Genomic DNA, 13,032 nt, shown 5'->3' with positions numbered 1-13,032 from the left:
AGGGTGCTTCGAATATTTATACTGGCGGGTATGTTATTAATAGCAAACTCACCAGTCCAGTATTAAAGCGAAGAATGTCCGACAATATTTCTACCTCGAACGGCCCGGGTCGGCCCAAGGATCTGGCAAAACGCCAGGCCATCCTCGAAGCCGCGAAAAACCTGTTCCTCAGCAATGGCTACGCCAACACCAGCATGGACGCGGTGGCGGCCGAAGCCGGTGTTTCCAAGCTGACGGTGTACAGCCACTTCAACGACAAGGAGACGCTGTTCTCCGCCGCGGTCATGGCCAAGTGCGAGGAGCAGCTGCCGACGCTGATCTTCGAGCTGCCGGCCGGCCAGCCGATCGAAAGCGTGCTGCTGAACATCGCACGGGGCTTTCACCTGCTGATCAACAGCGAAGAATCCTTGAACCTGCACCGCCTGATCATGACCCAGGGCAGCCAGGACCCGAAGCTCTCGCAGATTTTCTTCGAAGCCGGGCCGCAACACATGCTGCAGGGCATGGAGCGGCTGCTGACCCGGATCGACCAGAGCGGCGCGCTGAGCATCGACAAGCCCCACCATGCCGCCGAGCACTTCTTCTGCCTGCTCAAGGGCGCGGCGAACTTTCGCCTGCTCTACGGCTACGGCGAGCCCTTGAGCGCCGAAGCCGCCGAGGCGCATGTGCGGGAAGTGGTGGGGTTGTTCATGCGGGCGTATCGGCCGGGGCTGGCCTGAGACTGGGTGCCGGCCGGTCTGGCGCTATCGCGAGCAAGCTCGAAGGCCAGGAGGGCCTTCCCCTCATCAGGCCTTGAGCGCCTTCTTCGGATAGATATCGTAGCGGCTGGACTTGCCGTCCAGCGCGTGGCTCGGCTTGGGCCCCTCGATGCAGGGCGCCTTGCGCGGGCGCTTGACCACCACCCGGTGGCTGGCCAGGGCCAGGGCCGCCTCCAGCAGTGCCGGGGCATCCGGGTCATCGCCGACCAGGGGCCGGAACAGGCGCATTTCCTTCTTCACCAGCGCGGTCTTTTCCCGATGCGGGAACATCGGGTCCAGGTAGATCACCTGGGGCGGTTCGCCTTCCCAGTTGCGCATGACCTCGATCGAGTTGCCCTTGAGCAGGTGCATGCGCGCCACGATCGGCGCCACCTCGAAATCCTCGCCGGCGCGCGCCAGGCCGTCCTCGAGCAAGGCGCCGATCAAGGGCTGGCGCTCGATCAGGCTCATCTCGCAACCCAGGCTGGCCAGGACGAACGCGTCCTTGCCCAGCCCCGCCGTGGCATCCAGCACCCGCGGACGCACGCCCTGGGCGATCCCCACGGCCTTGGCGATCATCTGCCCGTTACCGCCGCCATACAGGCGTCGGTGCGCCGCGCCGCCTTCGACGAAATCCACCCGCACCGGCCCCGGCGCGTCGGCCCCGAGCTGCTGCAACTGCAAGCCCTGCTCGCCGACCTGCAAGGCGAATTCAGCCTCCTCGACCTGCAACGGCAGCCCCAGTCGCTGTGCCCAGTGCGCCGCCTGCGCCTGGAATGCATCGGCCAAGGCCTCGACTTTGATGCGGCAGGCCGCTGGTTGCTCACTCATCTGAAAACACACTCGAAAAATTAATGATCGGCAAAAACTGCCGATAACCAAACTATCCGGCATTTTGCCAGAGCTGAGCGTCGACCCGAGAGAAATGTCAGACATTCGAAGCCTATCCATCGGCGTCATATCGCCCCACGGCGATTACGGCCTAAAAAATTCCCAGGCACTGAGCGGCGTCAGCCATCTGTGGCAGGATTTTTTTGCCCAGGCGCTGGCCGAGCAAATCGGCGATGGCACGAATGCCCCGGCGCCGATGCCTGCGGTGGATCTGCAAGGCCCGCTCGAACCCCAGGGAGGCAGCGACCTGCTGGCGCAAATCGTTACCCAGCGCCATTGCGACGTCCAGGACACCGAGATCCGCCCACCGGAACCGCTGTTCCTGCCAATCGCCGAGTTCGAGACCGAGCTGCTGGACAAACCTTTCCCGCCCTTCCCGCCGGAAGAAATCGTCGCCCAGCAGCGCCAGCAAGCCTTCGAAAGCGGCTGGGTCCGCCCGCTCGTCCTGAATGCCGGCCAGCCCATGCCCGAACCGGGCCCGGCGCCCCAACCAAGGCCGCTGCACCTGCCGATCGCCGAGTTCGAGACCGAGCTGCTGGACAAACCCTTCCCGCCTTTCCCGCCGGAAGAACTCATCGAGCAACAGAAACAGTTCGACTTCGATACCGGCTGGGCCCGTCCGCTGATCCTGCAGAACCTGCGCATCGCCGCCTGATCCTCAGGCACTCAACGGCAGATCCACCAGGGCCCCACATCCAGATGAAAATGGTTGCGATGGGCAGCGTTGTAGTCCGGCCCCAGCACCACGTTGAACGCATCGCACGCGCCCTCCCGGGCCAGACGCAGGAAACGCGCATTCGCCCCCTCCCCCGGCCAATCCTCGAGCACGCTGATACGGCGACCGTCGGCCAGGCGAAACCCCGAAATATCCAGGGCGTCGGCGGTTGCATGCTGGCTGCGCGCACCGGTCTCGCGACCGTACATATTACGACAGGCGAAACTGCCCAGGTGCTCGACGCGGCTTATCTCCTGCCCGTAAACCGCGCGGGCCGCAGGTTGCAGGCCGTGACGCTGATACAGGGCAAAGGCCACGGCCAGCGGGCAACTGGCGAGAAAACTGCTGCTCAAGGCCACCTCGCCACCCTGCACCCGCAACACATTGTGCAGCGGGCAGTCGGCATCCGGACGGCTGTCCTGCTGCCGGATCACCCGCAAGCCGGAGTCGCTCAGCACCTGGTCGCACAAGGCCCGGTCATCGCGCAGGCGCATCAGCTTGAAGCGGGTCAACAGATTGGGCTTGTCCCTTACTTGCAGCGGCGCCCAGGGGTTCCAGGCAGCGGGAAGCGGCAGCCAACCGCGCCAGACCGCCAACAGGCCAGCCGCGATCAACAGCAGAAGCAGCAAGCCGATCTTTCCCCTGCGCACAGTGACTCCCGCCTGCTCAACCCTTGAACATCTGATTGATCCGGGCGAACGGCAAAGCCTGGTCGGCGAAGTCGAAGCTGCCGTGGTCGCGAATCTCCTCGGCCGCCCGGCAGAAGGCGCCATACGCCGCCCGGGCCAGCGCCGAACCGACGCTGATCCGCTTCACGCCCAAGTCGCTCAGTTGCGCCAGCGTCAATTTCAGGCCGCCGGACATCAGCACGTTGACCGGCTTGGGCGCCACCGCCCGGACCACCGCGGCAATGTCCTCGGCCGAACGCAGCCCGGGCGCATAGAGCACATCGGCGCCGGCCTCGGCGTAGGCCTGCAGGCGGCGGATGGTGTCCGGCAGGTCCTGCCGACCGTGCAGCAGGTTCTCCGCCCGCGCCGTCAGCACAAAGGGGAAAGGCAACTGTCGCACCGCTGCGACCGCGGCTTCGATGCGTTCCACCGCCAGATTGAAGGCATAGATCGGATCGTCGGCCCGGCCCGTGGCGTCTTCGATCGAGCCGCCCACCGCACCGCTGGCGGCCGCCTGTCGCAAGGTATCGGCGCAACCGGCGGGACTGTCGGAAAAACCGTTTTCCAGGTCCACCGCCACCGGCAGGTTGCTGGCACCGACAATCGCGCGCACGTTGCCCAGCGTATCGTCCAGCGACAGGGCGCCCTCGGCGTCGGGGCGTCCCAGGGAAAACGCCAGCCCGGCGCTGGTGGTCGCCAGGGCCTCGAAGCCCAGGCCGGCCAGCATCTTGGCGGAACCGGCGTCCCACGGGTTGGGAATCACGAACGCCCGGTCGCGCTCGTGCAAGGCCTTGAAGGTTTGGGCACGAAGGGTTTGCGTATCCATGGTGCGCTCCTGGCAGGAAGGGAATTCCACCTCAGAGCAAGCCAAGCTGCTCCGCGGCGGGCTCTCTGTATAGCTCAGGCAGGGGCGGCAATCCAGGCAGGCGCTGCATCAGGCGCGCATGAAAACGTCGCGCCAGCTCAGCGGCCAGGCGGTTGTCGGCGGTGTGCAGGAAGACATAGGGGGTGCGCCCCTCCTCGATCCAGCCGGCCACCTTGTCGAGCCAGGGCACCAGGAACGGATCGTTGGCCTCAAGCTGCGGATGGCCGATGAAGCGCACCTGAGGGAACTGGGTGAACGCGGCCGGGCGTGGCGGCACTTTGGGCTTCTTCGATTGCGCATGCAGCACCGAAGGCTCGGTCGAGGTACAACTGAACAAGGCCCGGGGGTCGAGACAGATGCGCTCTACCCCGCGATCGAGCAACAGGCGATTGAGCATCCGCTCGGCTTCGCCCTTGGCGAAGAAGTCCCGATGCCGGACTTCCACCGCCAACGGCCGCTCCAGAGCATCGATAAAGCCCGCCAGCTCCGCCAGGCGCTGCGGGGTGAAAGTCGCGGGCAGTTGCAACCACAGCGGCGACACCCGCTCGCCCAGGGGGCTGAGCAACTGCAGGAAACTCTCGGCAGCGTCCAGTTGCTCGCGCAGGTCGCCGCCGTGGCTGATATCGCCGGGAAACTTGGCCGTGAAGCGAAAATGTTCGGGCATGGTTTGCGCCCAGCGCTCCACCGTGGCGGGCGCGGGGCGGGCGTAGAAGGTGGTGTTGCCTTCCACCGCATTGAAGACCTGGCAATACAGGCCGAGAAAATCCGTCGGGCGCGCGCTTTCCGGGTACAGGTACTCGCGCCAGGCGTTTTCGCTCCAGGAAGGGCAACCGAGGTAATAAGGCAACGACATCAGATGTGCAGGTCGAGACCCACCACTTCCATATCCCAATCGACGAAACCGGCGGTGGTCAGGTAGCTGGCCAGGGCATTGGCCACGCTGCGCTTCATGGCGCGCTGGAAGATCATGTCCTGTGGACGGGCGGGAAGATTGCCGGTGCGACCGGCAGAGGTACGGGCCTGCGCCGGGGCTTCGGCCTGGACTTCGACGGCTTCAATATCCTCGAGGGTATCGTCCAGCTGCACATTGCCTTTGCGAGGCTTGCGCTTGATGGGGTAGGACTGAGAGGAAATGCCGTCTATGCGCATAAATACATGCCCGGTATCAATGATGGCAATTTAGCGGCACACGACCGACTAAGCAAATGCCCGAGTGATAACTAGAACACAGAAAACACAAAAGGTTTAAAAACGGCGGGAAACTCCTTGGAAAACCTGACGATTGGCAGGCCAAACGCGGCTTTCATGCTGGCACCGCGCCCTGTTGCCGGTGCTCAGCGCGCCTTGGGGGTAGCGACCTTGTCCCGCAGATACACCGGTTGCGCCTCATCGGCTGGAATCGCTTCGCCGCGTTCCCAGGCAAACCGCGCCAGGGTCAGCAAGTCTTCGGCGTGAGGCAGCATGCCCGCATCCTGGGCGCCGGGCTTGACGCCGATGCGCTCGGCATAACCCCAACCGGTGCCCGCGCCGAACCAGTCGCCGCTGGCATCCGTTGGCAACGCGGCGGCTTGCGGTGGCAGCACCGCTTCGGCGCCTACCAGGCGCATCTCGCCGGCCACTTCGCGGTAGCAGCCCCAATACACCTCATCCATTCGCGCATCGATGGCGGCCGCCACCTGGGTCGCGCCGTGTTCGCGCAACGCCCGTTGCGCCAGCACCGCCAGGTTCGACACCGGCAGCACCGGCCGCTCCAGGGCGAAGGCCAGGCCCTGCACCACGCCGATGGCGATCCGCACGCCGGTAAAGGCCCCTGGCCCGCGGCCGAAGGCAATGGCGTCGACGGCCTGCAGGCTGGTGCCGGCGTCGGCCAGCAGCTGCTGGATCATCGGCAGCAACTTCTGCGCGTGCAGGCGTGGGATCACCTCGTAATGGCTCGTCACCTTGCCGTCGTGCAGCAAGGCGACGGAGCAGGCTTCAGTCGCGGTGTCCAGGGCCAGCAAGGTGCTCATCGATGTTTCCATAGGCAGAGAGGGTTGAAAAAGTGACGCATTATAAACAGCAACGGCCCGCAAGCGGGCCGTTGAAGATGAAGCCGATGCGACTTCTCAGCTCAGCGCCTCGAGCACCTTGCCGGTGATCGACTCGACCGAACCGACGCCCGCGATATGGCTGTACTGCGGCTTGCCCTGGCTGGCGGCCAGGTTCTGGTAGAACGCCACCAGCGGCTTGGTCTGGGAGTGGTAGACCGACAGGCGATGACGCACGGTTTCTTCGGTGTCGTCCTTGCGCTGGATCAGGTCCTCACCGGTGATGTCGTCCTTGCCGGCGATTTTCGGCGGGTTGTAGACGGTGTGGTAGACGCGGCCGGAGGCCTCGTGCACACGGCGACCGGCGATACGCTGGACGATCTCTTCGTCATCCACGGCGATCTCGACCACGTGGTCCAGCTCGACGCCGGCTTTGACCAGCGCTTCGGCCTGGGGAATGGTGCGTGGGAAACCGTCGAACAGGAAACCCTTGGCGCAATCGGGCTGGCTGATGCGCTCCTTGACCAGGTTGATGATCAGGTCGTCGGAGACCAGGCCACCGGCGTCCATCACGCTCTTGGCTTTCAGGCCCAGCTCGGTGCCGGCCTTGACCGCTGCGCGCAGCATGTCGCCGGTGGAGATTTGCGGAATGCCGAATTTTTCGGTGATGAACTTTGCCTGAGTACCTTTACCGGCCCCGGGAGCTCCCAGCAGAATTACGCGCATCGATGTGCTCCTCAATTTTTTATTTAGAAACGCTCGGATTCGCCTCGTGGGGCCAATCTCGGAAATGGGATAGCGGCCGCCCAAACGGCCAAAGGCTGATCAAGATACACAGCCGACACAGCGCACACAAGCAGCCGAAAGTCGGAGCAACCCGCCTTCTTTATGCCCTGGCGAGGGGGTATTGCCCGTCGCAACCCCATAACAAAGTGTCGCCTCGCCGCGACGGCCACCCCGCTCGGAGCGACCGCCGCGATACCCGGCCAAGCCACTGAAAACACCGGCAAATAGTTCAGCCGGTGTTACGCAGGCCGGCGGCGATGCCCGCCACAGACACCAGCAGCGCCTGTTCCACCGGGCTGTCCTGCGTGCCGTCCTGGCGTCGCGAACGGGCCAGCAGTTCGGCCTGCAATAGATGCAGCGGATCCAGGTAGGTGTTGCGCAGGCGGATGAACTCCAGGGTGTCTGGGCTATGTGCCAGCAACTGCGACTGCCCGGTCAGCCCCAGCACCACCGAACACGCCTGCGACAATAAGTCGCGTAAGTGCGCACCCAATGGCAGCAGCGCCGGTTCGACCAGGCGCTCGTCGTAGGAGCGGGCGATGTCCGCGTCGGCCTTGGCCAGCACCATCTCCAGCATGTCGATGCGGGTGCGGAAAAATGGCCACTGCTCGCGCATCTGCCCCAGCAACTCGCCCTCCCCGCGCTCCAGGGCCTTGCTCAAGGCGGTCTCCCAGCCCAGCCAGGCCGGCAACATCAGGCGCGTCTGGGTCCAGCCGAAAATCCACGGGATGGCCCGCAGGCTTTCGATGCCACCGGCACGGCGCTTGGCCGGCCGGCTGCCCAGCGGCAGGCGACCCAGTTCCTGCTCCGGCGTGGACTGGCGGAAATACTCGACGAACTGGGGGTTTTCCCGCACGACCGCGCGATAGGCCTGCACCCCGTCGGCGGCCAGCTCATCCATCAGGTCGCGCCAGGCCGGCTGCGGCAAGGGCGGCGGCAACAGGGTGGCTTCCAGTACCGCGGCCAGGTAGAGGTTGAGGTTCTGTTCGGCGATGTCCGGCAGGCCGAATTTGAAACGAATCATCTCCCCCTGTTCGGTGGTGCGGAAGCGCCCCGCCACCGAGCCCGGCGGCTGCGACAGAATCGCCGCGTGGGCCGGACCACCGCCGCGCCCCACGGTGCCGCCGCGACCGTGGAACAACAGCAGCTCGACCTGCTGCTCGCGGCAGATATCCACCAGCCGCTCCTGGGCCCGGTACTGCGCCCAGGCGGCTGCGGTGGTGCCGGCGTCCTTGGCCGAATCGGAGTAACCGATCATCACTTCCTGCGGGCCCTGCAAGCGCGCGCGATAACCCGGCAGGAGCAGCAGTTGCTCGATCACCGGGCCGGCGTTGTCGAGGTCGGCCAGGGTCTCGAACAACGGCACCACGCGCATCGGCCGCAGCACGCCAGACTCCTTGAGCAGCAACTGCACGGCGAGCACATCGGAAGCCGCGCCGGCCATGGAAATCACATAGGACCCCAGCGAAGCCGCCGGCGCCGCGGCGATCTCCCGGCAGGTCGCCAGCACCTCGGCGGTATCGGCCGAGGGTTTGAAGTACCCGGGCAGCAGCGGACGGCGGCTGCCCAGTTCGCGCATCAGGAAGGCGATGCGCTCCTCCTCGTTCCAGTCGCCGTAACGGCCCAGGCCCAGGTAGTCGGTGATTTCGGTCATCGCCGCGGTATGTCGCGAGGAGTCCTGGCGCACGTCCAGGCGCACCAGGAACAGGCCGAAGGTCACCGCCCGGCGCAGGCAATCGAGCAGCGGCCCGTCGGCGATCACGCCCATGCCGCATTCATGCAGGGACTGATAGCAGAGCTCCAGCGGGTCCAGCAGTTCGCGGTTGTTCTGCAGGACCTGCGCGGGCGCCGGCGCGGCGCCGCTCAACGAGGCCTGGGCCCAGTTGCGAGTGGCCCGCAGGCGCTCGCGCAGTTGCTTGAGCACCGCGCGATAGGGCTCGGCGCTGTCGCCGGCCAGGGCCCGCAGCGCTGCGTTGGCTTGCTGCATGGAAAGATCGGCCGCCAGCTGGTCGACGTCGCGCAGGTACAAATCGGCCGCCATCCAGCGCGCCAGCAACAGCACCTCGCGGGTCACGGCCGCGGTGACGTTGGGGTTGCCGTCGCGGTCGCCGCCCATCCACGAGGCGAAGCGGATCGGCGCCGCTTCCAGGGGCAGGCGCATGCCGGTGGCCGCCTGCAAGGCCTGGTCGGCCTTGCGCAGGTAGTTGGGGATGGCCTGCCACAGCGAGTGTTCGATCACCGCGAACCCCCACTTGGCTTCGTCCACCGGGGTCGGTCGGGTGCGGCGGATTTCCTCGGTGTGCCAGGCTTCGGCGATCAGCCGTTGCAAGCGCGCCTGGATCTGCCCACGCTCGGCCGAAGTCAGGTCGCGATGATCCTGGGCGGCCAGTTGCGCGGCGATGGCGTCGTATTTCTGGATCAGTGTGCGGCGGGCGACTTCCGTGGGGTGAGCGGTCAGCACCAACTCGATCTCCAGCCGCCCCAGTTGCCGGGCCAGGGCCTCTGCGCCATGGCCTTCGGCCCGCAGGCGCGCCAGCAGTTCCGGCAGCACTCGCGCCTCGAACGGGGCCGCCTGCGACTCTTCGCGGCGGTGGATCAGCTGGTATTGCTCGGCGATGTTGGCCAGGTTGAGGAACTGGTTGAACGCCCGCGCCACCGGCAGCAGTTCATCCTCGCTGAGCTGGTTGAGGCTGGCGCTGAGCTCGGCGTCCAGCGAACCGCGCCGGTCGGCCTTGGCGCCCTTGCGGATCTGTTCGATCTTGTCGAGGAAACCCTCGCCATACTGTTCACGGATGGTGTTGCCCAACAGTTCACCCAGCAGGTGAACATCTTCGCGCAAGCGCGCATCAATATCGGTCATCTACCTGTTCTCCAGCGGACTCGGGGCTCCTAGCGAACCCCAAGAGTGCCGCCAGCACGCAACGCTTAGCAAGCGCGCCGTGCCGACAGCCGAGGCCGGGAACCTGCCGATGCGCGACGAAGCGCCTTCACAGCCGCGGCGATGGGGCTAGGCTCAAGGGTAAGCCGCACAACGGCTTCGCGCCGGCCCAGGCCGGTCACTCACCCGCCCTGCCACAAGCAGGTGTTCATTGAGGTCGCCATGAAAATCCGTGAGCTTGCGCAACACTGGGAAGAGAACGCCAAGGGTCGCCTGACCAAGACCGGCTACACGATTCACCTGGATGTCGAAGCCGCCGCGCGCCTGGCGGCGATCGCCGAGATGTACCCCAAGCGCAGCACCGAGGAACTGCTCGGCGAATTGATCGGAGCCGCCCTGGAGGAGCTCGAAACCAGCTTTCCCTACGTCCAGGGGCAACAGGTGGTCGCCACCGACGAAGAAGGCGATCCGCTCTACGAAGACATCGGCCCCACCCCGCGTTTCCTCGCCCTTTCGCGGCGTTATCTGCACGATCTGGCGGCCCAGGCCGACGAGCAGAAACACTGATCCGCCGCCGCATTTTCCAGCGGTAAAACCACTGTGCCCGGCCCCGTTTCGGGGTCGGGAATACCGCTGCGCCAGGCAAAAGTTCCCGATTTAGAGCCCTGCCCGCCTAGTCAGAAAAAATCCGGGCGATGGGCCATCTTTCTCTGAACTATTCAAAAAAGCCTCGGGTCACACCCAGTAACCATCACTGGAACGGTCGTTTCAATTCACTGCCCTGCGCAGCGTCGCCACTCAGCATGACGGCGCCCGAACCAGGATGGATTTTGATGTTTTTCAGGAGTTATCCAATGGAGTTGAAGACCATGAAGATCAGCACTGCCAAATCCTCGTCCACCCCTCTGCGCGGGCTGAAACTGGCCGCGCTGGCTCTCGGTAGCAGCCTGGTGCTGGCCGGCTGCGCAGGCAATCCGCCAAGCGAGCAATACGCGGTGACGCAATCTGCGGTCAACAGCGCGGTCAGCGCCGGCGGTACCGAATTCGCGGCCGTGGAAATGAAGGCGGCCCAGGACAAGCTCAAGCAAGCCGAGCTTGCCATGCACGACAAGAACTACGACGAAGCCCGGCGCCTGGCCGAGCAAGCCGAATGGGACGCCCGCGTGGCCGAGCGCAAGGCCCAGGCCGCCAAGGCCGAGCAGGCATTGAAGGACTCTCAGAAAGGCGTTCAGGAACTACGTCGGGAAGGCATGCGTAGCGTGCAATAAGCCGCTGGCGCCGACTCCCACGTATTCGCAATCGATAAAAGGACGAAACCATTATGCGTAAACAAGTGATGATCCCTGCCCTGTTGGCCCTGAGCGTGGCGCTGGCGGCGTGCTCCACCCCGCCGAACGCCAACCTGGAAAATGCCCGGACCAACTTCTCCGCCCTGCAGGCCAATCCGCAAGCCACCAAGGTGGCGGCCCTGGAAACCAAGGACGCCAGCGAATGGCTGGACAAGGCCGACAAGGCCTATCTGAACAAGGACGACGAGAAAAAGGTCGACCAACTGGCCTACCTGACCAACCAGCGGATTGAAGTCGCCAAGCAGACCATTGCCCTGCGCACCGCCGAAAACCAGCTCAAGGACGCCGGCGACCAGCGCGCCAAGGCGCTGCTCGATGCTCGCGACGCGCAGATCAAGCAACTGCAATCGAGCCTCAACGCCAAGCAGACCGACCGCGGCACCCTGGTGACGTTCGGTGACGTGCTGTTCGCCACCAACAAGGCCGAGCTGAAATCCAGCGGCCTGGTGAACATCAACAAGCTGGCGCAGTTCCTGCGCGACAACCCTGACCGCAAGGTGATCGTCGAAGGCTACACCGACAGCACCGGCACCGCGGCGTACAACCAGTCGCTGTCCGAGCGCCGCGCCACCTCGGTACAGGTCGCCCTGATCAAGATGGGGATCGACCCGTCCCGGATCGTCGCCCAGGGTTATGGCAAGGAATACCCGGTTGCCGATAACGGCAGCGTTTCCGGGCGCGCCATGAACCGTCGCGTGGAAGTCACCATTTCCAACGACAACCAACCCGTCGCGCCTCGTTCGGCCGTCAGCGCCAACTAAGCCCGGCACCGCACCATGAAAAAGCCCCGCCTTCACAGGCGGGGCTTTTTTTATCCGGCCCCGGGAAGCGCGGCGGATCACTGCTCCAGTTGCGGGGTTTCCTGGCCCATGCAGCGCACGGCGCGCTTCTTGTTGTTGACCAGCACGCCCGTCAGCCCTTTCTGCTCGGTGTCGAACAGCACCAGCACGCCATCGATGCATTGCGCCACTTGCGCCGCCGGTTCCAGGGAGACCTTGTAGTCTTCGCCGGGCACGGTCTTGAGCATGGTGAAATCGCTGAGCAGCAACGCGTCTTCCGGCTTGGCGAAATGCAGGTAGCCGTAGTACCACAGGCACGCCACGGTGCCGATGATGCTGCAGATACCGGTGATGATCAGGGGGATGGCGTTACGTTCTTCACTCATTGCGGACTCTCTGGAGGTTCTACGTCTGGATTCGAAGGTGCGGGGTAATTGGGGATTTCGCCCAGGCGCCGCAAGCCGTTGAAGTGTGCAGGGTCGTCAAGGTATCGCAGCATGACCTGACGCCAGACCGGGTCGGCGAAGGTCTGCACATGCCCGCCACGGGTCAGTTGCAGGACCCTGGGCGGCGGCGCAGCTTGATACAGGCAGATGCCGTTGGAAAGCGGCACGAGGTTGTCGTCGATGCTGTGGTAGATCAGCTTCGGTACGCCATCGAGGCGCGCCATGGCCCTGATCGCGCTGTCGCCATCCGGCACCAGCCAGGACAGCGGCACCTGGAACGGCCAGGTCATCCATGAGGTGCTCAGGGCGAAACGCCCGACCTCGCGATAGCTGGCGGGCACCCCGTCGAAGACGATGGCCTTGAGCTGGCGCTGGCGCTCCGGATGCTGTTCCACCAGGTAATGGATGGCCAGGGCCCCGCCCAGGCTCTGGCCGAGGACGATCAGCGGCTTGCCCCGGACCTCGGGCGCCCGGTCCAGCCACTGGAAGGCCGCGTCGACATCCTGGTAGACCGCCGGCAGGCTCGGCTCGCCCTGCGACACACCGTAACCGCGGTAGTCGACCATCAGCACCTGATAACCCTGTTCCGGCAGCCACCAACTGCCGCCGAGATGGCCGGACAGGTTGCCGCCGTTGCCGTGCAGGTGCAGCACCGTGCCCTTGACCGGCACCCCGGCCTTGGCCGGCAGCCACCAGGCGTGCAGGCGGGTGCCATCGGCGGCGCTCAGGTTGACATCGCGGTAGTCGAGCCCGGCCTTGTCCGGGGTGAACGGCAGGCCCCGCTCGGGGTAGAACAGCAGCGAGCTGCAACCGCTCAGGGTCAGTAGCAGGCAGACAATGCTGAGGAATCGCATCCGTTTGAAGCCTCGCGATAGGGGAAAAAAGATACTT

General features: G+C 65.0%; 15 protein-coding genes. 5 read left to right on the top strand and 10 right to left on the bottom strand.

The window, feature by feature from the left end:
* Positions 1-74 precede the first annotated feature (74 nt).
* Positions 75-719, top strand: a complete 645-nt coding sequence (locus TO66_RS05805) for a TetR/AcrR family transcriptional regulator (protein ID WP_044461434.1) — start codon at positions 75-77, stop codon at positions 717-719.
* A 66-nt stretch (positions 720-785) separates the two neighbouring features.
* On the opposite strand, the gene TO66_RS05800 is transcribed toward TO66_RS05805, so the two are convergent.
* Entirely contained in the window at positions 786-1,568 is a 783-nt protein-coding gene (locus TO66_RS05800) for a class I SAM-dependent methyltransferase (RefSeq protein ID WP_044461433.1), read from the bottom strand.
* A 94-nt stretch (positions 1,569-1,662) separates the two neighbouring features.
* Between TO66_RS05800 and TO66_RS05795 the strand changes: the two genes are divergently transcribed.
* The gene (locus TO66_RS05795) at positions 1,663-2,283 is read left to right on the top strand and encodes a hypothetical protein (RefSeq protein ID WP_044461432.1); all 621 of its coding nucleotides are present in this window, start codon (positions 1,663-1,665) and stop codon (positions 2,281-2,283) included.
* A gap of 11 nt (positions 2,284-2,294) precedes the next feature.
* Here TO66_RS05795 and TO66_RS05790 read toward each other — a convergent pair whose 3' ends face one another.
* The 7 genes from TO66_RS05790 to ppc all read right to left on the bottom strand — a co-directional run bounded on the left by TO66_RS05790 (position 2,295) and on the right by ppc (position 9,549).
* Positions 2,295-2,978 carry an extensin family protein gene (locus TO66_RS05790; protein WP_409077185.1) on the bottom strand — a complete coding sequence of 228 codons (684 nt, stop codon included), beginning with the start codon at positions 2,976-2,978 and terminating at the stop codon, positions 2,295-2,297.
* Between the two features lie 31 nt (positions 2,979-3,009).
* Positions 3,010-3,837, bottom strand: a complete 828-nt coding sequence (locus TO66_RS05785) for an oxaloacetate decarboxylase (protein WP_044461430.1) — start codon at positions 3,835-3,837, stop codon at positions 3,010-3,012.
* 31 nt (positions 3,838-3,868) lie between these two features.
* Positions 3,869-4,729 (bottom strand): DUF72 domain-containing protein, encoded by an 861-nt coding sequence (locus TO66_RS05780; RefSeq protein WP_044461429.1) that lies wholly within the window; start codon positions 4,727-4,729, stop codon positions 3,869-3,871.
* On the bottom strand, positions 4,729-5,025 hold the full coding sequence (locus tag TO66_RS05775; RefSeq protein WP_044461428.1) for a hypothetical protein: 297 nt from the start codon (positions 5,023-5,025) through the stop codon (positions 4,729-4,731). The genes TO66_RS05780 and TO66_RS05775 overlap by 1 nt, the downstream gene beginning before the upstream one ends.
* Positions 5,026-5,210: 185 nt before the next feature.
* Complete coding sequence (tsaB, locus tag TO66_RS05770; RefSeq protein WP_044461427.1) at positions 5,211-5,885, bottom strand: tRNA (adenosine(37)-N6)-threonylcarbamoyltransferase complex dimerization subunit type 1 TsaB; 675 nt, start codon at positions 5,883-5,885, stop codon at positions 5,211-5,213.
* A gap of 96 nt (positions 5,886-5,981) precedes the next feature.
* Complete coding sequence (gene adk, locus TO66_RS05765; RefSeq protein ID WP_044461426.1) at positions 5,982-6,629, bottom strand: adenylate kinase; 648 nt, start codon at positions 6,627-6,629, stop codon at positions 5,982-5,984.
* A gap of 289 nt (positions 6,630-6,918) precedes the next feature.
* Positions 6,919-9,549, bottom strand: coding sequence for a phosphoenolpyruvate carboxylase (ppc, locus tag TO66_RS05760; protein ID WP_044461425.1), 2,631 nt, complete (start codon positions 9,547-9,549; stop codon positions 6,919-6,921).
* Positions 9,550-9,789: 240 nt separating this feature from the next.
* On the opposite strand from ppc, the gene TO66_RS05755 reads away from it, so the two are divergent.
* From TO66_RS05755 to TO66_RS05745, 3 genes are all read left to right on the top strand, one after another.
* Positions 9,790-10,134: a hypothetical protein gene (locus tag TO66_RS05755; protein ID WP_044461424.1), complete on the top strand. Its 345-nt coding sequence runs from the start codon at positions 9,790-9,792 to the stop codon at positions 10,132-10,134.
* 287 nt (positions 10,135-10,421) lie between these two features.
* Positions 10,422-10,835, top strand: coding sequence for a DUF4398 domain-containing protein (locus TO66_RS05750; RefSeq protein WP_044461423.1), 414 nt, complete (start codon positions 10,422-10,424; stop codon positions 10,833-10,835).
* Positions 10,836-10,888: 53 nt separating this feature from the next.
* The gene (locus tag TO66_RS05745; protein ID WP_044461422.1) at positions 10,889-11,677 is read left to right on the top strand and encodes an OmpA family protein; all 789 of its coding nucleotides are present in this window, start codon (positions 10,889-10,891) and stop codon (positions 11,675-11,677) included.
* Positions 11,678-11,754: 77 nt separating this feature from the next.
* Here the strand turns inward: TO66_RS05745 and TO66_RS05740 are convergent, their stop codons facing one another.
* A complete protein-coding gene (locus TO66_RS05740) occupies positions 11,755-12,081 on the bottom strand; it encodes a hypothetical protein (RefSeq protein WP_044461421.1) in 327 nt (108 codons plus the stop codon).
* Positions 12,078-12,995: an alpha/beta hydrolase gene (locus tag TO66_RS05735; protein WP_044461420.1), complete on the bottom strand. Its 918-nt coding sequence runs from the start codon at positions 12,993-12,995 to the stop codon at positions 12,078-12,080. Before TO66_RS05735 ends, TO66_RS05740 begins: the two co-directional genes overlap by 4 nt.
* Positions 12,996-13,032 lie beyond the last annotated feature (37 nt).

The sequence above is a fragment of the Pseudomonas sp. MRSN 12121 genome (genome assembly GCF_000931465.1).
In the GTDB taxonomy this organism is placed as follows: domain Bacteria; phylum Pseudomonadota; class Gammaproteobacteria; order Pseudomonadales; family Pseudomonadaceae; genus Aquipseudomonas.
This window is presented reverse-complemented; position numbering and strand designations above follow the sequence as displayed.

Bases quoted from the DNA above. Each gene is read 5' to 3' on its own strand.
- TO66_RS05805 (WP_044461434.1), top strand. From the start codon at position 75: ATGTCCGACAATATTTCTACCTCGAACGGCCCGGGTCGGCCCAAGGAT.
- TO66_RS05800 (WP_044461433.1), bottom strand. From the start codon at position 1,568: ATGAGTGAGCAACCAGCGGCCTGCCGCATCAAAGTCGAGGCCTTGGCC.
- TO66_RS05795 (WP_044461432.1), top strand. From the start codon at position 1,663: ATGTCAGACATTCGAAGCCTATCCATCGGCGTCATATCGCCCCACGGC.
- TO66_RS05785 (WP_044461430.1), bottom strand. From the start codon at position 3,837: ATGGATACGCAAACCCTTCGTGCCCAAACCTTCAAGGCCTTGCACGAG.
- TO66_RS05780 (WP_044461429.1), bottom strand. From the start codon at position 4,729: ATGTCGTTGCCTTATTACCTCGGTTGCCCTTCCTGGAGCGAAAACGCC.
- TO66_RS05775 (WP_044461428.1), bottom strand. From the start codon at position 5,025: ATGCGCATAGACGGCATTTCCTCTCAGTCCTACCCCATCAAGCGCAAG.
- tsaB (WP_044461427.1), bottom strand. From the start codon at position 5,885: ATGAGCACCTTGCTGGCCCTGGACACCGCGACTGAAGCCTGCTCCGTC.
- adk (WP_044461426.1), bottom strand. From the start codon at position 6,629: ATGCGCGTAATTCTGCTGGGAGCTCCCGGGGCCGGTAAAGGTACTCAG.
- ppc (WP_044461425.1), bottom strand. From the start codon at position 9,549: ATGACCGATATTGATGCGCGCTTGCGCGAAGATGTTCACCTGCTGGGT.
- TO66_RS05755 (WP_044461424.1), top strand. From the start codon at position 9,790: ATGAAAATCCGTGAGCTTGCGCAACACTGGGAAGAGAACGCCAAGGGT.
- TO66_RS05750 (WP_044461423.1), top strand. From the start codon at position 10,422: ATGGAGTTGAAGACCATGAAGATCAGCACTGCCAAATCCTCGTCCACC.
- TO66_RS05745 (WP_044461422.1), top strand. From the start codon at position 10,889: ATGCGTAAACAAGTGATGATCCCTGCCCTGTTGGCCCTGAGCGTGGCG.
- TO66_RS05740 (WP_044461421.1), bottom strand. From the start codon at position 12,081: ATGAGTGAAGAACGTAACGCCATCCCCCTGATCATCACCGGTATCTGC.
- TO66_RS05735 (WP_044461420.1), bottom strand. From the start codon at position 12,995: ATGCGATTCCTCAGCATTGTCTGCCTGCTACTGACCCTGAGCGGTTGC.